Origin of the sequence: Streptomyces sp. NBC_01257, assembly GCF_035917255.1 — a bacterium.
Lineage (GTDB): Bacteria > Actinomycetota > Actinomycetes > Streptomycetales > Streptomycetaceae > Streptomyces.
In genome coordinates, this window is sequence record NZ_CP108472.1 from 1,082,619 (window position 1) to 1,104,460 (window position 21,842).

At 72.0% G+C, this 21,842-nt stretch carries 16 protein-coding genes and 1 riboswitch; of the genes, 8 read left to right on the top strand and 8 right to left on the bottom strand.

Annotated elements, in window-relative coordinates; translation table 11 throughout:
* Positions 1 to 44 precede the first annotated feature (44 nt).
* The gene (locus tag OG408_RS04780) at positions 45 to 2,639 is read right to left on the bottom strand and encodes a SpoIIE family protein phosphatase (RefSeq protein ID WP_323177972.1); all 2,595 of its coding nucleotides are present in this window, start codon (positions 2,637 to 2,639) and stop codon (positions 45 to 47) included.
* 629 nt (positions 2,640 to 3,268) lie between these two features.
* Here OG408_RS04780 and OG408_RS04785 point away from each other — a divergent pair.
* Complete coding sequence (locus OG408_RS04785; protein ID WP_326668400.1) at positions 3,269 to 4,582, top strand: geranylgeranyl reductase family protein; 1,314 nt, start codon at positions 3,269 to 3,271, stop codon at positions 4,580 to 4,582.
* 75 nt (positions 4,583 to 4,657) lie between these two features.
* On the opposite strand, the gene OG408_RS04790 is transcribed toward OG408_RS04785, so the two are convergent.
* Positions 4,658 to 5,326, bottom strand: a complete 669-nt coding sequence (locus OG408_RS04790; RefSeq protein WP_266775761.1) for a TetR/AcrR family transcriptional regulator — start codon at positions 5,324 to 5,326, stop codon at positions 4,658 to 4,660.
* Between the two features lie 79 nt (positions 5,327 to 5,405).
* Between OG408_RS04790 and OG408_RS04795 the strand changes: the two genes are divergently transcribed.
* Positions 5,406 to 6,851, top strand: coding sequence for a DHA2 family efflux MFS transporter permease subunit (locus tag OG408_RS04795; protein WP_266775763.1), 1,446 nt, complete (start codon positions 5,406 to 5,408; stop codon positions 6,849 to 6,851).
* Positions 6,852 to 6,887: 36 nt separating this feature from the next.
* On the opposite strand, the gene OG408_RS04800 is transcribed toward OG408_RS04795, so the two are convergent.
* On the bottom strand, positions 6,888 to 9,401 hold the full coding sequence (locus tag OG408_RS04800; protein ID WP_405401921.1) for a SpoIIE family protein phosphatase: 2,514 nt from the start codon (positions 9,399 to 9,401) through the stop codon (positions 6,888 to 6,890).
* A gap of 134 nt (positions 9,402 to 9,535) precedes the next feature.
* Here OG408_RS04800 and OG408_RS04805 point away from each other — a divergent pair, with 134 nt between their 5' ends.
* Positions 9,536 to 9,706: a hypothetical protein gene (locus OG408_RS04805; RefSeq protein ID WP_266775765.1), complete on the top strand. Its 171-nt coding sequence runs from the start codon at positions 9,536 to 9,538 to the stop codon at positions 9,704 to 9,706.
* Between the two features lie 170 nt (positions 9,707 to 9,876).
* On the opposite strand, the gene OG408_RS04810 is transcribed toward OG408_RS04805, so the two are convergent.
* The gene (locus OG408_RS04810; protein WP_266775767.1) at positions 9,877 to 10,065 is read right to left on the bottom strand and encodes an antitoxin; all 189 of its coding nucleotides are present in this window, start codon (positions 10,063 to 10,065) and stop codon (positions 9,877 to 9,879) included.
* A gap of 192 nt (positions 10,066 to 10,257) precedes the next feature.
* Here OG408_RS04810 and OG408_RS04815 point away from each other — a divergent pair, with 192 nt between their 5' ends.
* On the top strand, positions 10,258 to 11,901 hold the full coding sequence (locus OG408_RS04815) for a GMC oxidoreductase (RefSeq protein WP_266775769.1): 1,644 nt from the start codon (positions 10,258 to 10,260) through the stop codon (positions 11,899 to 11,901).
* 120 nt (positions 11,902 to 12,021) lie between these two features.
* Here the strand turns inward: OG408_RS04815 and OG408_RS04820 are convergent, their stop codons facing one another.
* The 4 genes from OG408_RS04820 to OG408_RS04835 all read right to left on the bottom strand — a co-directional run bounded on the left by OG408_RS04820 (position 12,022) and on the right by OG408_RS04835 (position 16,549).
* On the bottom strand, positions 12,022 to 12,501 hold the full coding sequence (locus OG408_RS04820) for a carboxymuconolactone decarboxylase family protein (RefSeq protein ID WP_326668405.1): 480 nt from the start codon (positions 12,499 to 12,501) through the stop codon (positions 12,022 to 12,024).
* Positions 12,498 to 13,577: an NAD(P)H-dependent amine dehydrogenase family protein gene (locus tag OG408_RS04825; protein ID WP_266775773.1), complete on the bottom strand. Its 1,080-nt coding sequence runs from the start codon at positions 13,575 to 13,577 to the stop codon at positions 12,498 to 12,500. Before OG408_RS04825 ends, OG408_RS04820 begins: the two co-directional genes overlap by 4 nt.
* Before the next feature lie 416 nt (positions 13,578 to 13,993).
* Positions 13,994 to 15,472, bottom strand: a complete 1,479-nt coding sequence (locus OG408_RS04830) for an FG-GAP repeat protein (RefSeq protein WP_266775775.1) — start codon at positions 15,470 to 15,472, stop codon at positions 13,994 to 13,996.
* Between the two features lie 195 nt (positions 15,473 to 15,667).
* A complete protein-coding gene (locus OG408_RS04835; protein WP_326668408.1) occupies positions 15,668 to 16,549 on the bottom strand; it encodes a transglycosylase SLT domain-containing protein in 882 nt (293 codons plus the stop codon).
* 3 nt (positions 16,550 to 16,552) lie between these two features.
* A riboswitch (cyclic di-AMP (ydaO/yuaA leader) is annotated at positions 16,553 to 16,738 on the bottom strand.
* A 682-nt stretch (positions 16,739 to 17,420) separates the two neighbouring features.
* Between OG408_RS04835 and OG408_RS04840 the strand changes: the two genes are divergently transcribed.
* The 4 genes from OG408_RS04840 (at position 17,421) to OG408_RS04855 (ending at position 21,841) form a co-directional block, all read left to right on the top strand.
* Positions 17,421 to 18,209 (top strand): 2,3-dihydro-2,3-dihydroxybenzoate dehydrogenase, encoded by a 789-nt coding sequence (locus tag OG408_RS04840; RefSeq protein WP_285569064.1) that lies wholly within the window; start codon positions 17,421 to 17,423, stop codon positions 18,207 to 18,209.
* A gap of 62 nt (positions 18,210 to 18,271) precedes the next feature.
* Positions 18,272 to 19,489 (top strand): isochorismate synthase, encoded by a 1,218-nt coding sequence (locus OG408_RS04845; protein ID WP_266775781.1) that lies wholly within the window; start codon positions 18,272 to 18,274, stop codon positions 19,487 to 19,489.
* Complete coding sequence (locus OG408_RS04850) at positions 19,486 to 21,195, top strand: (2,3-dihydroxybenzoyl)adenylate synthase (RefSeq protein WP_326668412.1); 1,710 nt, start codon at positions 19,486 to 19,488, stop codon at positions 21,193 to 21,195. The genes OG408_RS04845 and OG408_RS04850 overlap by 4 nt, the downstream gene beginning before the upstream one ends.
* 13 nt (positions 21,196 to 21,208) lie before the next feature.
* Positions 21,209 to 21,841, top strand: a complete 633-nt coding sequence (locus tag OG408_RS04855; protein ID WP_326668414.1) for an isochorismatase family protein — start codon at positions 21,209 to 21,211, stop codon at positions 21,839 to 21,841.
* Position 21,842 lies beyond the last annotated feature (1 nt).

Below are 21,842 nucleotides of genomic sequence, written 5' to 3' on the forward strand. Positions count from 1 at the left end.
GCCCGGCAGTCACACTGCCGGGCCCCGTCCCGTCGGTGCGGCTGCTACCCGGGCGGCTCCGGTCCGTCGAGCGACTGCTCGGACCAGATGACCTTGCCGCGCTCGGTGTAGCGGGTGCCCCAGCGTTCGGCGAACTGGGCGACCAGGAACAGACCCCGCCCGCCCTCGTCCGTGGTCGCGGCGTAGCGCAGGTGCGGGGAGGTGCTGCTGCAGTCCGACACCTCGCAGATCAGGGCCCGGTCATACAGGAGCCGCACGCTGATCGGCTCGGAGCCGTACCGGATCGCGTTGGTGACGAGTTCGCTCAGGATCAGTTCGGTGACGAAGCCCTCCTCGTCGAGGCCCCGGTCGGTGAGCCAGCGGATGGCCTCCTTGCGGACTCCGGCGACGGCCGACGGGTCGGGGGCCACCTCCCACTGGACGCGACGGGCCGGATCGAGGGTGCGGGTGCGGGCGACCAGGAGCGCGACGTCGTCCCCCGGGCGGTTGGACAGCAGGGCCTCCAGCACGTCGTCGCAGGTCTCCTCCGGTGTGCGGTCGCGGCCGGCCAGGGCTCCGCGCAGCTGCTCCATGCCCTCGTCGATGTCCTGGTCGCGGCGCTCCACCAGACCGTCCGTGTACAGCACCAAGCGGCTCCCCTCGGGCACCTCCAGCTCGGTCGCCTCGAAAGGCATGCCGCCGATGCCGAGCGGCAGACCGGCCGGGATCTCGGGGAACTCGACGGTGCCGTCGGGCAGGACGAGGGCAGGCCCGGGGTGACCGGCCCTGGCCACGCACACGCGCCCGGAGACCGCGTCGTAGATCGCGTACAGACAGGTGGCCCCGGTGATCGACCCGCCTCCGGCACCTTCGTCCTGGTCCATTCTGACGACGAGCTCGTCGAGGTGGCCGAGGAGTTCGTCGGGCGGCAGGTCCAGCGTGGAGAAGTTGTGCACCGTGGTGCGCAGCCGGCCCATGGTGGCCGCAGCGTGCAGACCGTGCCCGACGACGTCGCCGACGACGAGTGCCACCCGTGCGCCGGACAGCGGGATCACGTCGAACCAGTCGCCGCCCACCCCGGCCTGGGCCGGCAGGTAGCGGTAGGCGACGTCCAGGGCGTTCTGCTCGGGCAGGGCGCTCGGCAGCAGGCTGCGCTGGAGGGTCACCGCCATCTCGTGCTCACGGGTGTAGCGCCGGGCGTTGTCGACGCTGACGGCCGCCCGGGCCACCAGTTCCTCGGCGAAGGACAGGTCCTCGGCGTCGAAGGGGGCCTCGTTCTGCGCGCGCCAGAAGTTGGCCATGCCGAGGATGACGCCGCGCGCGTGCAGGGGTACGGAGAGCAGCGAGTGGAATCCGTACTCCAGGATCCGCGCGGACTGGGCGGGGTCGGGCAGGCGCCACTGGTGGGACGCGGTGAGGTCCGGCACCATCCAGGTGTGGCCGCTGCTGCTGCCGATGCCCTCGGCGCTGGTGGGCACGAAGCCGATGACGCGGCCCAGCGGATAGAGCGGATGGTCCGGGCCGACGCCGCTCACGGCGGTGCGGCGCACGTCCATCACATTGCCGGATGGTGCCTCCGGTTCCTCGCCGCGCAGGACGGAGTCGGCGAGGTCGACCGTCGCGCAGTCGGCGAATCCGGGGGCGGCGACCTCCGCCAGTTCCCGTGCGGTCGTGGTGATGTCGAGGGTGGTGCCGATGCGGGCCCCCGCCCGGTAGAGGAGCAGCAGCCGTTCCCGCACGGTCTCCGCCCGGCCGGTGACGACCTGCAGTTCCGTGGTGTCCCGCAGGGTGGCGACCGTGCCGGGCGGTCCGCCCCGCTGGCCGGTGGGGCGGAGGTTGACGGCCAGCAGCCGGTTCCCGGCGGGCCGCACCTCGTCCGTGGCGACCTGCCCGGAGGCCAGCAGTTCCGCGGTACGGGGGTTCAGCCCCAGGTCCGCCACGGCCCGGCCCTCGGCATCGGCGGGCAGGTCCAGGAGCCGGCGGGCCTCGTCGTTGGCCAGGGCCAGCCGGCCGTCGGCGCCGATGATCAGGACGCCCTCGCGGACCGAGTGCAGCACCGCGTCGTGGTGTTCGTACATCCGGGTCATCTCGGCCGGGCCGAGTCCGCGCGTCTGGCGGCCCAGCCGGCGGCTCACCAGGGCCGCGCCGCCCGCCGTGAGGGCGAGCGCGACCACCGCGGCGCCTGCGGCGAGCGGGATGCTGGGGTAGGCGAGCTTGTTCACGGTCTCGACCTTGATGCCGACGGACACGAGACCGGCGACCGTGCCGTCGGGCCGCTGCACCGGCACCACCGAGTTGACCGCGAGACCCCGGCTGGCGTTGACGGTCCGGGTGAAGCCGTCACCCTCCAGCGCCTCCTTGTAAGGGCCGAGGATGTGCTTCCCGATCAGTGCGATGTCGGGGTGGGTGTAGCGGATTCCGTTGGTCCCGGCGACGACGACGTACTCCACGCCGGTGCTCCGCCGGATCTCCTCGGCGCGTGGCTGCAGGAGCGCGGTGGGGTCCCTGGAGTCCAGGGCGGCCGCGATGCCGGGCCCGTGCGCGAAGGTCTCCGCGACGCTCAGCGACTTGGCCCGGGCCACGTTCATGCTGTCGCGTCTGCCCTGCACCACCAGGGCGATCACGGCGGTAGCGACGAGCAGCGCCACGATGCCCAGCATGAGGAAGAAGACCTGGCCGGCGACGGTACGGACGCTGAAGAGTGCGCGCAGCCTGCGTCCCGGTGAGGAGCGCCCGGGATTCGGGCCGGAGGGTGCAGGCTCGTCACCGCCCGGGCGTCCGTCATCGTGCCGATGCGGCTGCCGGGCGGAGCGGTGAAGCCACGTCCGGAACCGACCTGTACCACCCACATCTTCAGGTTTAACACGATTCGTCGCAGCCGCCTGTTCGAGGCACCGTGCCCTTCCTGGCCGCCGGATGTGTGAACGCCGCACCGGAGGGCATATGACAGGGACCGACAGGAGGTGGTGCAGTGGGCCGCATCAGGATCGTCCGACGTCCCCAGCTTCCTTCCAGGCCGCCGCCGCTCGATCTGCGCACCCCGTCGGGGCGCCCGCTGCCTTACTGACTTCCGCGCCGCTCTCTTCTTCGCCATCGGGACCGCACTCCGTGCGGTCCCGACCCGCGTTCCGGCGCCGGGCGGGCGGGACTTCCGGAACACGTCGCAGCCGACTGCCCGTGTGTTCCGGGGTGTTGATCACCCTGCCGCGGAGCGGTCCGAACCGGCAGGATGTCGGTGTACAGGGTCGCCGTCCGCGGGCGGCGCCGGCCGCCCCAGGAAAGGGTTCCCATGCGGGAAGCGCACGCAGACCAGTCCGCACCGGACGAAGGCTCCGCCGAGGAGGCCCAGGTGATCGTGGTGGGGGCGGGGCCGGCCGGCTCGTCCGCCGCCTTCCATCTCGCCAGAGCGGGCGTCGACGTGCTGTTGCTGGAGAAGTCCGCGTTCCCGCGGGAGAAGGTGTGCGGGGACGGCCTCACCCCGCGTGCCGTGCACCAGCTGATCCGGATGGGCATCGACATCTCGGCACCCGGCTGGACGCGGTCGCGCGGGATGCGCTGGGTGACCGGGGACCGGCAGGTGCAGATCGACTGGCCGTCACTGGGCGGCTACCCGGATTTCGGCCTCACTCGCAGCCGGCACGACTTCGACGACATCCTGGCCCGGCACGCGGTGGCCGCCGGGGCGCGGCTGCGCACCGGGGTGAAGGTGACGGATCCGGTGACCGACCGGGCGGGCCGGATCACCGGTGTCACCGCCGTGTCGGGGGCCGGGGAACCGGTGGTGCACCGCGCTCCGGTCGTCATCGCCGCGGACGGCGCCTCCGCGCGGCTCGCCCTCGCGATGGGGCTGCAGCGGGACGCGAAGCGGCAGATCGCCACGGCGGCCCGCCGCTACTACCGGAGCCCCGAGCGTTCCCGGGAGGAGTTCCTGGAGCTCTGGGCCGACCTCCGCTACCCCCGGAGCGACCACTTCCTGCCGGGGTACGGCTGGATCTTCCCGATGGGTGACGGCCGGGTCAACGTGGGTCTCGGTGCGATCCCCCACCACCGGCACGGCAAGGCAGACCTGCGGGCCACCCTGGACCGGTGGCTGGCGCGGACCCCGCAGGAGTGGGGACTGCGCGAGGAGAACGCCGAGGGGCCGGTGCGCAGCGCCGCGCTGCCCCTGGGCTTCAACCGGCATCCGCTGTACACGAGGGGGCTCCTCCTGGTCGGCGACTCGGGAGGCATGATCAGCCCGTGGAACGGTGAGGGCATCGGCCAGGCGATGGAGGCCGGCGAGGTCGCGGCCGAGTCGGCGGCGCTCGCCCTGGCCCTGCCGGCGGGTCCGAGGCGGGAGCGGGCGCTCCACCACTACCCCGTCGAGATGAACCGCCGCTGGGGCAGCTACTACCGGCTCGGCAACAAGGCGGCCGATCTGGTCTTCAGCAGGTCGGGTTTCCAGCCGGTGCTCAACCGGTACGTGATGAACTCGCCGTTCCTGCTGAACACCCTGGCCCGGCTGCTCACCAACCTGACGGACAAGCCCTCGCACGACGTGGTCGACCACGTCCTGAACACGGCGGTACGCCTCGTCCCGGCTCCGGGCCCGCGCAGGCGCTGAGCCGCCCGGTCTCCGCCCGCCCCGGCCCGCTCCGGCGCGGGCGGAGACCCGTTCCGGTCCGTGCCGACCCGACTGTCAGGCCGCACCGGAGGGGGCCGGGCCGAAGGCGCGAAGGAAGGTGTCCACTCCCGCCTCCACGACCTTCGAGACGTCCGCCGGGTCGAGCGGACGGGTGCCCAGCGCGGTCATCGCCGGCACCTCCTCGTAGACGAGCGCGATGAACTGGTTGGCCGCCCGGACCGGGTCCTCGATCCGCAGGTGCCCGGCGTTCGCGAACCGGGCCAGCCGGCCCGCCAGGGCCTCGGTGAACTGGTTGGGTCCGCTGGCCCGTACCGCGTCGAAGAGGTCGGGGAAGCGCACGGCCTCCGCGTACAGCAGCCGGCGCACGGCCTCGGACTGCTCGTCGCAGTAGCAGTCGACGAGTTTGTGCGCCACGTCCTCGAGACCGGGCCGCAGCTGTGCCGGGTCGGTGGGGAAGGCCGTCAGCACGTCGAGCGTCTTGGCGTTGGCCCGGGCCGCGGTCTCCGTCATGACGTACCGGAACAGATTCTCCTTCGACCCCAGGTGGTTGTAGATCGTCGGCTTGGAGACCCCGGCCTCGGCCGCGATCACGTCCAGGCTGGCCTGCGCGTAGCCGACCTGCGCGAACACCCGGAGGGCGGCCTCCACGATCGCCCGGCGCTTGTCCAGCCGCCCTCGGTCCGCCTGGCCACCGGCCGTCGTCATGTTCTCGCCGACACTCATGCCGTCATGCTACCGTGCCAGCCACCGAATTTAACTACCCAGTAAAGTTCCTTGGATGACTCGGTTAAAAGGGGTTTCTGTGTCTGTAACGAAACGAGCGGGGAGCGGGGCGGCCGGGCTCGATGCCGCGCTGCTCACCCTGGTCGGCGTCATGGTGCTCGGCGGGATGATGTCCTACCTGGACGCGACGATCGTCAACGTCGGGATCAGCACGCTGGGCGGCGAGTTCCACGCGACCCTGGCCACCGTCGAGTGGGTCACCACGGGCTATCTCCTCGCGGTCGCCCTCGCGATCCCGGTGGCCGGGTGGGCCGTGGTCCGCTTCGGCGCCAAGCGGATGTGGCTGCTGGGACTCTCGGTCTTCCTGACCGGGTCGGCGCTCTGCGCCGTCGCCTGGAACGCGGAGAGCCTGATCGCCTTCCGCGTCGTCCAGGGTCTCGGCGGCGGGATGGTCGACCCGATCATGATGACGGTCGTCGCGGGCGCCGCGGGGCCCGCCCGCATCGGCCGGGTCATGGGTCTGGTCTCCGTACCGATCACCCTCGGTCCCGTGGTCGGCCCGGTCATCGGCGGGCTGCTGCTGGACAACTTCTCCTGGCAGTGGATGTTCCTGGTCAACATCCCGTTCGCCCTCGCCGCGATCGTGCTGGCCGTCCGCGTCCTGCCGGCCGACCCGCCGCGGGCCGCGGACCCCGTACCGCTCGACGCCCCCGGTGTCGCCCTGCTCTGCCCCGGCTTCGCCGCGCTCGTGTTCGCGCTGTCCCGGGCCGGCGGCCAGGGGTTCGGGGACGCCGGGGTGATCATCGCCCTGACCCTGGGCATCGCCCTGTTCACCGCGTACGCCGTGCACGCCCTGCGCACCACCCGCATACCCCTGCTCGATCTGCGCCTGTTCGCCAACAAGGGGTTCGGCGCGAGCGTCGCGACGATGTTCCTGCTCGGCGGCGGGCTGTTCTCCCTGCTGTTCCTGCTGCCGCTCTACTACCAGCAGGTGCACGGCCACGGCGTACTGCGGTCCGGACTCCTGCTCGCCCCGCTGGGCCTCGGCACGCTCATCGGGATGCCGGTGGCGGGCCGGCTCGCGGACCGTCTCGGTGCCCGCCGGCTGGTGCCCACCGGAGCCCTGCTGATCGGGGCCGGCGCCCTGGTCTTCACCGGTGCCGATGCCGGAACTCCCCAGATCTGGCTGACCGCGGCCCAGTTCGCCGCCGGTTTCGGGATGGGCCTGGTCGGTGCGCCGACGATGGGATCGGTCTACCGGACCGTGCCGGGCGACGCGGTGGCGGGCGCCACCGGCGCCGTGTTCATCCTCAACCAGATCGGGGCCTCGCTGGGCATCGCCGTCGTCGCCCTGATCCTGCAGGCCGGCGGTTCCGTGCCGGCCCCCACCGCCGCAACGTTCGCCCACGCCTTCTGGTGGCCGGTGGCGGCGGCGGCCGTGGTCTTCCTCGCGGGTCTGCTGCTCCCGGGCAGGCCGCGGCCCGAACCCTCGGGCACCGGCCGGGAAGCGGCCGTCACCGGGTGAGCTGCCCCGCCGGGCCGGCGGCATCGCCCGGGGGTGCTACGCGGTCCCCTCGGCCCACCGGGCCGCGAGCAGCAGGGCGATGTCGTCGGGCCGGTCCGCGGCCTGCCTGGCCCGGCCGATCACATGATCAGCCATCTCGGCCAGGGAGGCAGCGCCGCGCTCGGCGATGGTGCTGCGCAGCCGCTCGACGCCGACGTCTATGTCCGTTCCGGACTCCTCGACCATGCCGTCGGTGTACAGGGCGAGCATCGCGCCGGGGGCCAGCTCCAGTTCGGTGACGGGGTACGTCGCGTCGGCGTCGACACCGAGCACGATGCCGCCCGGCAGGTCCATGACCTCGACGGTGCCGTCGGGGCGGCGCAGCACGGGCTGCGGATGGCCGGCCCGCACCGCCTGGGTGCTGCCGGTGGCCGGGTCCATGACGATGTAGCAGCAGCTCGCGAACTGGCCGGGGTCGAGATCGATGAGCAGCCGGTTGGTCCCGCTCATCACTTCCAGCGGATCGTGCCCGCTGAGCGCGAAGGCCCGCACCGCGCTGCGCAGTTGGCCCATGGTCGCGGCGGCGGCCACGCCGTGGCCCTGTACGTCCCCGATGACCAGGGCGAGCCTCTGCCCGGTCTCGATGACGTCGTACCAGTCGCCGCCGACGTCCATGCCCTGGGTGCCGGCGAGGTAACGGCCCGCGGTGTCGACGCCGTCCACGACGGGCAGACCGTGCGGGAGCAGGACGTTCTGCAGGCCGCGGGCCAGGGCCGCCTCGGTGTCGTAGCGCTGGGCCCGCTGGAGCGCCTGGGCGATGAGTCCGGCCAGTGCGGTGAGGACCGTACGCTCCTCCGGGCTGAAGCCGCGCGGCTGGTCGAAGCCGAGGATGCACGAGCCGACGTGCCGTCCGGAGGCGATCAGGGGCAGGAAGGCGCGCGCGCCGACGTCGGTCTCCATCGGGATGCCGGGGTACGCGGCGGCCAGCCGCTGCATCGACTCGAAGAAGATGGGGCGTCCGGTGGTCAGGGTCTCGACGCCGGGGATGCGGGCGTCGAGGGCGACGCCGTCGAACCGGTCCAGGAACCCCTGGGGGAAGCCGGTCTCCCACTCCAGGTAGAGATGACGCTCCTTGAGCAGGTAGATCGCGAGCTGGCGGCCGCCGAAGGCGGGAAGCAGTTCCTCGGTCACCACGGCGGACACCTGGCGGGCGGTGACGGCCTCGGTGAGCGCGATGGCGAGGGCGACCGGCCGGTACAGCGCGGCGGAGCGGTCGGCCGGTGAGCCGAGCCCCAGCCCGGGCGATACGACGGAGCCCGGCGTGTAGGCCGGCTGGTCGGTCGGGGTGAGGACGGCCGTCAGACCGTCGTGCCCGGGGTACAGGGAGACGGAGAGCCAGGGCTGCGGCGTGTTGCGGCGGGCGAGGAAGTGGACGGGCGCGTCGGAGATCATCGCGGAGCGGTAGTGGTCCTCGTAGGCGGGGTTCGCGAACCACGGCAGGGCCTCCCAGAGGACCCGCCCGACCAGCTCGGACCGGGGACGGCCGAGGATCTCCTCCGCGAGGCGGTTGATGTAGGTGATCCGGGCGAAACGGTCGAGGGAGAAGATGCCGCGCGGCAGCCGGTCGGCCGCCTCCGCGACGACCGGGCCGATCCCGAGGTCGACCAGGAACCCGGTCAGATGGGTCGTCGCGCCGGGCTCCGCTCCGCTGTCCCGGCGGCCCGAGACCTCCAGCAGGTGCGAGCGCCCGTCGGGGCCGCGCAGCCGCATCCGGCGGACGACCGGTCCGCCCGAGCCCGCCGCCTGACGGGCCAGGGTCCACAGCCCGTGGACGTCCTCGGGGGCGAGCCGCGCCGCCAGTGCGTCGATGGTGCCGGGGAACAGCTCCGGCCCGGTGCCCAGGATGGCGCAGAGCTCGTCGTCCGCGCCGACGGCGCCGCTCTCCAGGTCCCAGTCGAAGCGGCCGATCCGGACCGGCGGCGAACTGCCCGCCGGAAGCTGGACGGGCAGCGGCTCCTCGTCCCACCGGGTCTTCGTCCCCGCGGACTCCAGTGCGGCCAGTGCGGCGCCGAGCGCGTCGGCGACGGTGCGCAGCCTGCGCCGGTCGGCGGTGCCCACCGGTTCCCCGGGGGTCGCCGGGCGCAGCACGACCAGGACGGCGAGCGGCTTGCCGCCGTGGATGACCGGCACGTAGAGGGAGCCGAAGGGGAAGGGCAGGCCCGCCATCAGCTGTGGGAAGCGGCGCATCGCCTCCTCCGCGTCGGCGAGGTGCACGGCGTGGCCCGACCGGAAGGCCTCGGCGACGGGGAACGGGCGGTTCACGTGCATCCGCCACCAGGGACGGAACAGCGGTCCCGGCAGCCCCGCAAGCACGGCCAGCCGCAGGAGTCCGGGGGTGCGGGAGGGCAGGTAGACGCCGCCGGCCTGTCCGCCGGCGGACTCGATCGCGGTCACGACAGCCTGGGCGAGCACCAGCGACAGTTCGTCCGGCGCCCGGCCGTCGTTCGGCCTTCCGGACAGGCTGCCGCCCTCATCGAGCGGAGCATGCCGGGCAGCGCCGTACCAGGTCACACAGTCAGCATGCTCCCCCGGCGCCGTACCGCGCACTTCAGGGCGTCCGGCACCGGCGACCGAAATGCACCCTTCGTACTTGTGTGCAACTCTGAAGTCGGCCCATCGTCCGACATCCGCGAGGAGGCACGATCATGGGCAAGAAGCAGAGCCGGCAGAACCGCGGTGCGCGCACCGGGGGCCACGACCACTCCACGGCCCCGGAGGCCAAGGAACAGACGAGCACGGCGCCCACGCCCGACGCGGTGAAGGCGATCTCCGAACAGGTCTCCCACAAGCGCGAGCGGAAGTTCGGCCACAACTGACCTTCCGGTCGGTCCCGCGGCCACACGAAGACGGCGGAGCGGCAGCCACCCGGGAGGGTGGCTGCCGCTCCGCCGCGTTCCGTCCTCGCCCCGCCATACGCAGGCGCCAGGCCCCCACCCTTGCGGGTGGAGGCCTGGTGGAGGGTGCGACGGATGGAGGGTGCGACGCCCTACCGTTCGTCGGTGGGCGGACGGCGTTCACCGGTCTGGTCATTGAGCTTCTGCTGGGCGGTGTCGACCTGACCGCTGTACTTGTTGCCCGTCTTCTTGTCGATGAAGTCGCCACCCTTCTCGACTCCCTGGCGGGCCTGGTCGGGGTGCCCCTTGATCAGGTCCTTGATCTTGTCGAGCATGCTCATGACTTTCCTCCTCATGGAACGCTGACCCTCCCAGCATCCACGCGATGCCCCGGCGCCGCACCCCGGGACGCGGCGGCCCACTGCCGGCCGCGGACGGCCGGGGCCCGGGAAATTACCGATAGGTATCTAGTGACTTCTTGAGCAAGCGCCAGTAGAACTCGTTCCCATTCGACCGAGAGTGAGGAACGTCACATGACGGATTCAACCTTACCCCACAAGGGATCGAGCGAGGTCTCGCGTCGGGGATTCATCGCTAGAACAGGTTTCATCCTGGGAGCCGCCGCGCTCTCGGGCCACGCCACCGCCGCCCAGGCACGGACCACCGGTGCGGCCGCCGTGATCGGCAACGGGGACCGTGTCCCCGTGCTGGTGATCGGCACCGGGTACGGAGGTTCCGTCGCCGCACTGCGGCTCGCCCGGGCAGGCGTCCACGTCCACATGGTCGAGATGGGCATGGCCTGGGACACCCCGGGTTCGGACGGCAAGGTCTTCGCCAACACGACCTCGCCCGACGGCCGTTCGTACTGGCTCCGGACGAAGACCAAGCAGCCCCTGAGCAACTTCCTCGGTTTCCCCATCGACCGGGCGATCCCGCGCTACACCGGCATCCTGGACGCCGAGGACTTCAGCGGCATCACGGTCTACCAGGGACGGGGCGTCGGCGGCGGATCACTCGTCAACGGCGGCATGGCGGTGACGCCCAGGCGCGAGAACTTCGGCGCCATCCTGCCGACGGTCGGCGCCGACGAGATGTACTCGACCTACTACCCGCGCGCCAACTCCGGGCTCGGGGTCTCCACGATCGACCCGGCCTGGTTCGACACCGTGGACTGCTACAAGTACGCCAGGGTCGGCCGCAAGCACGCCCAGCGCTCCGGCTTCCCGTTCGTGTTCGTGCCGGACGTGTACGACTGGGACTACATGGAGCAGGAGGCGGCCGGGACCGTACCCAAGTCGGCGCTGGCCGGCGAGATCCTGTACGGCAACAACTACGGCAAGAAGTCGCTGCAGAAGACCTACCTCGCCCAGGCCGCGGCGACGGGCAAGGTCACCGTCTCACCCCTGCACCAGGTGACCTCGGTCTCCCCGGCGTCGGGCGGCGGCTACACCGTCGTCATCGACGAACTCCGCACCGACGGAGGCATCGCGGCCACCAAGACGGTCACCGCGGACAAGGTGTTCTTCGCCGCGGGCAGCGTCGGCACCAGCAAGCTGCTGACCAAGCTCAAGGCCACCGGCGCCCTGTCCGGCCTGAACGACGAGATCGGCCGGGGCTGGGGCGACAACGGCAACGTCATGTGCGGCCGGGCCAACCACCTGTGGGACCCGACCGGCGCGGTCCAGTCGAGCATCCCCTGCGGCGGCATCGACAACTGGGACGCCGGAGGGGCGTTCGCCGAGGTGGCACCGCTGCCGACCGGGATCGAGACCTTCGCCTCGTTCTACCTGTCCATCACGAAGAACCCGAACCGTGCCCGCTTCACCTGGAACGCGGCGACGGGCCGGGTCGACCTGGACTGGCAGACGGCGTGGAAGCAGCCCTCCATCAACATGGCGAAGTCCATCTTCGACAAGATCAACTCCAAGGAGGGGACGATCTACCGGACCGACCTGTTCGGCGTCTACAAGATCTGGGGCGACCACCTCACGTACCACCCGCTGGGAGGCGCGGTCCTCGACAAGGCCACCGACAACTACGGCCGCCTGCACGGCTACACGGGGCTGTACGTGATCGACGGCGCGCTGATCCCCGGCAACACCAGCGTCAATCCGTTCGTCACCATCACGGCACTCGCCGAACGGAACATCGAGAAGATCATCGCCACCGACCTGTGACAGCGGGTCCGCGGGGGCGAACCTTCCAGTAGAAGGGTGGGCAGTCCTCCTACTGGACGCACGCCGTGACCGGGCTGTCCGCCGACAGCCCGTTCAGTGCCCCGGCCGGCCGCCGGTCCGTCAGTGCCCGGGCAGCACGCACACGGCGTCGAGGCCCAGCACATGGTTGAGCCGGCCGAAGGCCAGCCACGAACCGATGCTCATGCTCAGCTCGACGATCTCGTGCTGTGTGTAGTGCGCGGTCATCCGCGCCCAGAACGCGTCGTCCAGGCCGTGGTGGTCCAGGGCGTACCGCTCGGCGTACTCCGCCGCCAGCCGCGTCCGTTCGTCGAAGGTGTCGGTGGTGCGCCAGTCGCTCACCGCACCGGCGAACTCCTCCTCGACCTTCTGCCCGTCGCGCTCCGTGCGCCAGTCCAGGCAGAACAGGCAGCCGTTGATCTGCGCGATGCGCAGCCGCGCCGCCTCGAACTCGCGGAGCCCCAGCGTGGTGTGCTCGTACACCGACAGCGAGAAGTTCGCCGCGGCCATGCCGATGCCGGGGACCATGTCGCCCCATACGTATCCGATCGGCTCCTGGCCCTCGGGGATGTCGATGATCATGGCTGCTTCCTTCCGAGTCGGCCGGCTGCGGGGCGCAGGGGGACGTCGAGGGCGTCGTAGAGCCCGGGTTCCGCTTCCACCAGCCAGTCGATGGCGTTCACCAGCCGGCCGACGGCGGTGGCGTTGCCGCCCGCCGAGCGGTTCTCGCCCTCGTCGGTGGCCTCGACGGTGACCTCGATGCGCGGGCGGCCTTCGATGATCACGCGGTGGGCGCCGGCTCCGTCGGGAGGCGAGGGCCAGTCCGGGGCGCAGGACGGGTGGATGCGGGTGATGTGCTCGATGACGATGCGGGGTTCGCCCCCGACGATGCCCTGGACCTCGAAGCGGACCGCGCCCTGGGTGCCGGCCTCGAACACGCCCATCGTCCGGGTGGTGACGGTGGTTTCGAGCGGCCGCCGGGCCATGGTCTCGCGGATGTCGTCGAGTTCCACGTCCAGCGCTCTGGCCATCAGACGTATCTGCCCGCCCCACACCATGGTCGGTATGGAGGCCGCGAGCATCAGCGGCTCGTACTCCATGGGGTGTCCCATGCCGATCAGGTCGCGGACGGAGTCGGGCTGGTCGTAGGTCGAGTAGTCGAAGATCTCCTGGCAGCGGATCGCCTCGACCGTGGTGCCGAGTCCGCTGATCAGCAGGGGCAGTACGTCGTTGCCCCAGCCGGGGTCGACGCCGGAGACGAAGAGGGAGCCGCCACCGCCCGCGACCGCGGACAGGACCGGTTCGCGGAGTTCGGGCGGCGCGCCGCGCTGGTCGTAGAGGGCGTAGAGCGCGGGTGTGACGACGACGGCGCCGCCCGCGACCGCCCTGGTGATGTCGGCCAGGGCCTCGTCGGGGCGGATGTCGCCGGAGGCCGCGTACACGACGGCCCGGGGGGCGGTGGCCAGCACCGCGTCGATGTCATCGGTCGCCGCGACGCCCAGATCGCGGTCCAGGCCGGCGAGGCGGCCCGCGTCGCGGCCCACCTTGCCGGGGTCGTGGACGAGTACGTGCGCGAGTTTCAGGGCCGGATGGGCCTCGACGGCGCGGATGGCCGCGCGGCCGACATTGCCGGTTCCCCAGACCACCGTGGAAATCATGCGGCGGAGGGTAGCGCGCGGGATGAAAGGTTCATAGTGGCATCGCGCACCGGCTTGGCACCGGTCCTCGGGAGCGGTCCGGGGTGGGTCGGGGGGCGGTGTACGGAAGGGGCCCCGGGCCGGTCGGGGGGTGGTGTACGGAAGCGGTCCCGGGCCGGTCGGGGGGTGGTGTACGGAAGCGGTCCCGGGCCGGTCGGGGGGTGGTGTACGGAAGCGGTCCCGGGCCGGTCGGGGGGCGGTGTACGGAAGCGGTCCCGGGCCGGTCGGGGGGCGGTGTACGGAAGGGGCCCCGGGCCGGTCGGGGGGCGGTGTACGGAAGCGGTCCCGGGCCGGTCGGGCGGATCCGGCGGGCCGTGCACCGGAGGCACCCCGGGCAGGTCCGGCGGGACCTGGCCCGGGCCGCGCCGCGGCTGCCGCTACTCGTCGATCGCGGCTCCGTATCCGGCGCCGGTCTCCGGGCCGCCGAAGGTGCCGGCGTCGAACGTCCATGAGCCGGATGCCGTCACACCGCCCGGGCCCGCCGGGAACGCCCAGACGATGCCGTCGCCGGCGTTCTCCCCGGGCGCGGCGGACAGCAGGCCGGACCGCCCGTCCTTGTCCGGATCGGTCAGCCGCACCTGGCCGCCCCAGCGGTCGCCCCGCTCGGGAGTGCCCGGCACGTTCGCCGAGTCCTGGTCCCACGAGGCTGCGCCGGTGGCGGTGAGCCCGCCGGCCGTGCCGCGCAGCACCCACACGGCCCCCGCGTCGGCGACCGTGCCGATGTCCTCGCCGGGGGCGCCGACCGCCACGTCCGGGTACCCGTCGCCGTCGGTGTCCGCCACGGAGAGGTCGGCGCCCCAGCCGTCGCCGGCCTCCGACCCGCCGGGGATGCCGGGAGTGTCCTGCGTCCACCACACGGGCGGGGTGCCCGGGCCGTCGGCGCCGACGGGGCCGTCGCCCGCGCTGCCGTAGTACACGCCCACCACACCGCCGGTCGTCGTCGCGCCGCCGTCGTCGGGGCCGGCCGGCTCGCCGGTGACGAGGTCGTCGTAGCCGTCGGCGTCGATGTCGCCGGTGGCGACGGCCGGGCCGCCGCGCAGATCGTGGTCGTAGCGGAGCCCCTGGACCTCGCCGAGGAGGACGGCGGACCAGCCGTGGCCCGGTTCGTCGCCGACGGTGACTCCGGAGATGACGAGGTCGGCGAGGCCGTTGCCGTCGTAGTCGCCGGTGGTCAGGGCGCGGGGTGCGATCTCTCGCCCCGGGGTGCCGGGGATGTGGCTGCTGCTCGACGTGGCGTTCCGGCGGGTTCCCGGGGCGTACTGGAACAGGGTGAAGTCGGTGCGGTCGGTCACGGCCAGCTGGTCGCCGGGGATGTCGGGGCTGAAGTGCGCCGCGGCGAGCGCGCTGCCGAACCGGCCGCCGGCGACCGGCTCCGCCGTCTGCAGCCAGTCGCTGTCCGTGCCGGAGAGCCCCTGGGCGGAGCCCCACAGGACGACGGCGCCGCCCGCGTCCGTCAGCGGCTCGATGTCCTCGCCGGGCACGCCCACGACCGCGTCGTCGTACCCGTCCCCGTCGAGGTCGCCGGTGGCCAGGGCGCGGCCGAAGCCGTCGCCCGCCTCGGCGGCGCCCGGTACTCCCGCGGTGTTCTGGCTGAGGACGCTTCCCCGGGTGGTGTCGATGCCGCCCGGCCCGCCGTACTGCACGGTCGCGTAGCCGGCGCCCTGCTTGCCGCCGACGGTCCCGCCGGGCGCGCCGATGAGGACGTCGTCGTGTCCGTCACCGTTGAAGTCGGTGTTGCGGTCGTCGGCGTGCGTTCCGCCGGGGGTGCCCGCGTGGGCGGAGGGCGCCGCGACGGCGGCCCCCGCCATCAGGACGAATGAGGCCGCGACCACGGCGGCCGAACGGTAGGTGCGCACGAGCGGCTCCTCGGTTCAAGGATGACCGGGCGAGTCCGGGGGTACGCCGGGAAGAGCCCGTTTCCCTCCTGGCGCCCTGTTGGACCGCCCCTGGCGCACAAGGGTTGTACCGCACGGCAAAAGGGGTGGAAGGGAGCGGTTACGCTCCCTTCCACCCCTGCTCACGGCTCCGCCCGGGGGCGGATCCGCGGTGGATCAGTAGGCGCCGAAGACGTTGTCGATCGAGCCGTACGTGGCGGCGGCGTAGTTGCACGCGGCCGTGATGTTGGCGACCGGGTCCAGGATGTCGAGCGAGGTGCCCGCCACGTGGTACGCGTCGAACGTGGGCTGGATGACCTGGAGGAGGCCCTTGGACGGCGTACCGGCCGCGGCGTTCGAGTCCCAGTTGTTCACGATCTGCGGGTTGCCCGAGGACTCACGGATGACGTTGCGGTAGATGCCGTCGTAGCTGCCGGGGATGCCGTGCTCGGCCATGACGGCGAGGGACTCCTTGATCCAGCCGTCGAGGTCGTCGGTGTACGCCGTCGCGCTCTGCGCGGGGGTGGTCGCGGCGGTCTTCTCGGCGACGGGGGTCGCCGTCGTCCGCTCGGAGCGGTCGGCGCGGTCGGCGGTCGCGGCGCGGCCGGCCGAGGCGTCGGAGGCGCTGTCGGCCTTCTTCTCCGTCTTGAATTCGGTCTCGGTCGCGGCCTTGGGCGCGGTGGCCGCGGACTTGGCGCCGATGGTCAGCTTCAGGCCCGGAAGAATCAGGTCGGGATTGCCGCCGACCGCGCTCCGGTTGTCCTTGTACAGACGCTCCCAGCCGCCGCTGAGGGAATGCCCCTGGGCGATCTTGTAAAGCGAGTCGCCGGAGACCACGGAATAGGTGGTGGTCTCGGTCTTGCGGACCGCAATTTCCTTGGCAGCGACGGAAGTCGGGGCTGCGGCCTTTTCCACGGTGACCGACTGCGACGGTGCGGCGGAAGCCGATCCGGCGACGATCATGGGGAGCGCGAGGACGACTCCGCCCGTGCTCACGGCGATGAAACCGCGGGTCAGGGAGCTGGACTTGGAACGACGGTGCTTGGCCTTGATGGGCATGGCGCTTTTCCTCTCCGCCGCCTGCGAGGTGAGCTGTCGGGTTCGGACTGGAGATGTCCGGCCGCACATGGCGACTTCACCCCTAGCCGCTCCGGATACCGGACCGGCGGCAAACCTGGGTCCCCCGCTCCTGCCGTACGTGAGTGGGTCGGGTTCCCGGACGGCGGCAGGATTCGGCGTTCCATCCGGATTGATTGACGGTGACCGTAAGCGAGAAACGCCGGGCGTAACAAGTCCCGAATTGCTGATCACAATTGATTTGCAAGATCAATCAAAGGAAATGCTCATCTTCAGCCGCATCCGGAGAAGTCAACTTTCTTGGCGCGACAGGGAACCGAAGCTTCCGCTTCCACGTCCACGGCCGGAAACGTGATGCTGACCACTGCGCCCGAAAGGGGCGATTTGCTCGGGATTCAGAATCCATGACCCGTCGAAAAGTGGCTCGGAGTCGCATAGTTGACTATTAGCTCAAATAGCAGCAATTAGGACATCTGGCATCGCGTGGGCTCACCTCCGGCACCTCGGCAGGCACGCCGCGGCGCCTCACCCGAGCGCCCCGAAACGGGCCGGAGTCCGGCGGAGTGGAGTTCGATTCCGGGCCGTCCCCCTTGCCCGATCCACGTATGGTTAGCCTAACCTAAGTAAGCCCGGACGGGTTGGGGTGGCCTCGCGGCTGCCCCTGCCCTGAAACAGCGTCAACTCCCGTGCTCCGCAGCCATCCGGTGCGCGGAGCGCCCGCCCGGACCAGCCCATCAGCCGAACGTGAACGGAGATTCCAGGCCATGCCGCCGAATTCGACCTCCCCCTCCCCCGGTCCCGTCCGGTCCTCGGTGACGTCCTGTCCGGCCGGCGTCCGGAAGGCGACGGCCCGGTGAGCCCCGTACCGGAACTCACCGGCCGGCTCGCCCTCGTGACGGGGGCCGGCCGGGGGATCGGTGAAGCGGTGGTTCATGCCCTCGTCGGGGCCGGTGCCCGCGTCCTGGCCACGGATGCCGCCCCCGAGGGCGTCACCGCACTCGCCCGGACGTACGGCGACCGGGTCACGGCCGACACGCTCGACGTCACGGACGCGGCAGCGGTCGAGGCACTCGTCACCCGGACCGAGGACACACTCGGCCCCCTGGACATCGCGGTCAACGTCGCCGGAGTACTGCGGTGTTCACCGGTCTCCGAACTGACCGACGAGGACTGGGCGGCCACCTTCGCCGTCAACACGAACGGCGTGTTCCACGTCTCGCGGGCCGTCTCGCGCCGCATGGCCGGGCGGGGCCGCGGCAGCATCGTCACCGTCGCGTCCAACGCGGCGGGCATACCCCGCACGGACATGGCCGCCTACGCCGCGTCGAAGGCCGCGGCCGTCATGTTCACCAAGTGCCTCGGCCTCGAACTGGCGCCCCTCGGCATCCGCTGCAACACCGTGTCACCGGGCTCGACCCTCACCGAGATGCAGCGCGGCATGTGGCCGCCCGGCGACGAGCAGGCAGCCGCCCGACGGGTCATCGACGGCGACGGGGCGGCCTACCGCACGGGCATACCGCTGGGCCGGATCGCCGAGCCGGCCGACATCGCCGACGCCGTCGCCTTCCTCGTGTCCGACCGCGCCCGCCACATCACCCTGCACGACCTCTACGTCGACGGCGGCGCCACCCTGCGGGCGTGAACCGCCCGCCCGGCACCTCTTCACAGCGGCTCGCAGCCCTCCCCCACTGGAGACAAGAAGACATGTCTGCCTCACTGCGCGTTCCCACCGCCCCCGACCGGGCCGTCCCGCTCCCCGCACCGCACGTCTCCCCCGGCGCGGCCACCGCGCTGCTGGACGCCTACCGGCCCGGCAGCGACCGATTCCTCGCCTCGGCCCGTCACACCCTGCTCGGCACCGGCACCTCCGCCGAAGTCCCGGATGACTCACGGCCGTTGGGCGTACGTGTCCGGGAAGTGCTCGAAACGCGGCGGCGGGCCGGGGATCCCGCACCGATCGTCATGGGCGCACTGCCCTTCGCCCCGGACGCCCCGCCCTCGCTCGCGGTCCCGAGATCGGTGCGCCGGGCACCGGCCCTGTGCGACGACCCGCTGATCGCGATTCCCGGCCCGTCCGCCGAACCCGGCACCTGGCAGACCCGGGAGGTCCCCGAGCCCGGCGCGTACGCCGCGGCGGTCTCATCGGCGGTCCGGCGGATGCGCGCGGGCGAGTTCGACAAGGTGGTCCTCGCCCGCACCCTGGAACTGACGTCCTCGCGCGACCTCGACCTGGCCGCCATGCTGCGCCGGCTGGCGCAGCACGATCCGAAGGGCTACACCTTCGCCGTTCCCACCGGCCCGGACCGCACGCTGATCGGGGCCAGCCCCGAACTCCTCGTCGCCCGTCGAGCCGGCCGGCTCACGGCGAACCCCCTCGCGGGTTCCGCACCGCGCAGCAATGATCTGGCCGAGGACGTGCGGCGCGCGGCCGCACTGCTCGAGTCCCCCAAGGACCTGCACGAACACGCCGTCGTCGTCGACGCCGTGCGCGAGTCCCTCGCCCCCTTCTGCGTGAGCCTGGACGTCCCCGCACACCCCACACTCGTACGGACCGCGGCGATGTGGCACCTGTCGACGACCGTGACCGGCACGCTCGCGGACCCCGGCGTCTCCTCCCTCGACCTCGCCGCCTCGCTGCATCCGACGCCCGCGGTGTGCGGCACCCCGACCGATGTGGCCCGCGCCGTCATCGCGGAGTCGGAACCCTTCGACCGCGGCGCCTACACCGGCATGGTCGGCTGGCAGGACGCGGACGGCGACGGCGAGTGGGTCGTGACGATCCGCTGCGCGGAGGCGGAGGGGCGCTCGCTGCGGCTGTTCGCCGGCGCCGGTGTGGTGGCCGCTTCGTCGCCGGAGGCGGAGACCGCGGAGACCGGTGCGAAGTTCCGCACCTTCCTCAGCGCCGTGGGGGCCGCACTGTGAGCACCGGCCCGCGGACCGACGCCCCCACCTGGCCCGCCGCCTTCGCCGAGCGCTATCGCGCGGCGGGGCACTGGCGCGGCGAGACCTTCACCGGCGTGCTCCGGGAGCGCGCCGCCGCCCACGGTGACCGCGTCGCGGTCGTCGACCCCGCGAACGGGCGCCGCGCCTGGACGTACGCCGAACTCGACGAGCGCGCGGCCCGGCTGGCCGCCGGGTTCACGGCGCGCGGCATCTCCAGCGGCGACCGGGTCGTCGTCCAGCTGCCCAACGTCGCCGAGTTCGTCGAGGTCGTGTTCGCCCTGTTCCGGATCGGTGCGCTGCCGGTCTTCGCGCTGCCCGCCCACCGCGAGACGGAGATCGGCTACTTCTGCTCGTTCACCGAGGCCGTCGCCTATGTGATCCCGGACCGGCACGCCGGCTTCGACCACCGCGCGCTGGCAACCACCGTGCGGGCGCGGACCCCGAGCCTGAAGCACGTGTTCGTCGTCGGCGAGCCGGGCGAGCACACTGCCCTGTCCGATGTGCCGTGCTCCGGGGACCCGGACCGGGAGACGGACGGGCCGGCCCCGCACGATCTGGCGTTCCTCCAGTTGTCGGGCGGCACGACCGGGGTGCCCAAACTCATCCCGCGCACGCACGACGACTACATCTACTCGCTTCGTGGCTCCAACGAGATCTGCGGCGTCGACGAGGACACCCGGTTCCTCGTGGTGCTGCCGGCCGCGCACAACTTCCCGATGAGTTCGCCGGGCTGGCTCGGTGCCCTGTACGCGGGCGGCACGGTCGTCCTGTGTCCGCGCCCCGATCCGGGGAGCGCGTTCCCGCTCGTCGCGCAGGAGCGCGTCACCATGACCGGGATGGTTCCACCACTCGCCCTGCTGTGGACGGAGGCCGCCGCGGGCACGGCACACGATCTGTCGAGTCTGGAACTGGTCCTGGTCGGCGGCGCCAAGTACAGCGAGGCGGCGGCCCGCCGGCTGGAGCCCGCGCTGGGCTGCCGGCTCATGCAGGTCTTCGGGATGGCGGAGGGGCTCGTCAACTACACGCGGCTGGACGACGACCACGAGACCGTGGTCACCACGCAGGGGCGGCCGATCTCCGAAGACGACGAGATCCGCATCGTGGACGACGCCGGACAGGAGGTCGCCGAGGGGGACTTCGGGCACCTGCTGACCCGGGGCCCGTACACCATCCGCGGCTACTGGCGCGCCCCCGAGCACAACAGGACGGCGTTCACCGAGGACGGCTTCTACCGGACCGGCGACATCGTGCGCCGCACGGCGAACGGCAGCCTCGTGGTCGAGGGCCGGGCGAAGGACCAGATCAACCGGGGCGGCGAGAAGGTCGCGCCGGAGGAGATCGAGAACATCATCCTCGGTCATCCCTCCGTGCACGACGTGTCGGTGGTCGGGATCGCCGACACGTATCTGGGGGAACGCACACTCGCGTACGTGATCCTGCGCGCCGGCGCCGAACCGCTCGCCGCCGTCGCCGTGAAGCGCCTCGTGCGCGAGCGCGGAGTCGCCGCGTACAAGATCCCCGACGTGGTCGAGTTCGTCGACGCCTTCCCGCAGACGGGGATCGGGAAGGTCAGCAAGAAGGGACTCCGCTCCGGCGCCGCTCCCGACCCTGGCTCTGCTACTGGCCCCGCCCCTGCCCCTGTCGTTGCTCCTGCTCCGCACGAAGCCCGCTCCGACCGGCACTGAAAGGCACACCCCCATGGCACTCCCCGCCATCGCCCCCTATCCCCTGCCGGGCGCGGACGAACTCCCCGTGAACCGGGTCGCCTGGACCGCTGACCCGGCGCGCGCCGTCCTGCTCGTCCACGACCTCCAGAACCACTTCCTCGGCGCGTACCGCGCGGGCGAGCAGCCGCTGACCGGGATGCTGGAGAACACGGCACGGATCATCGAGGCGTGCCGCGGTGCCGGCGTGCCGGTGGTCTACTCGGCGCAGCGCGGCGGCCAGTCCGCCGAGGAGCGCGGCCTCCAGCTCGACTTCTGGGGCCTCGGCGCCGCCGACGACGCCGAGGCCCTGGCCATGCCGGAGTGCGTGGCCCCGGCGGCGGGCGACACGGTGCTGACCAAGTGGAAGTACAGCGCGTTCGTCCGTACCGAACTCGACTCCCTGATACGGGAGTCGGGCCGCGACCAGCTGGTGATCACCGGTGTGTACGCACACATCGGGGTGCTCATGAGTGCTGCCGACGCCTGGATGCGGGACATCCGCGCGTTCGTCGTGGCCGATGCCGTCGCCGACTTCTCGCGCGCGGACCATGACATGGCGCTGCGCTGGGCCGCGGGCCGCTGTGCGGTCGTGACCAGCACCGACGCACTCCTGAAGGAGATCTGAG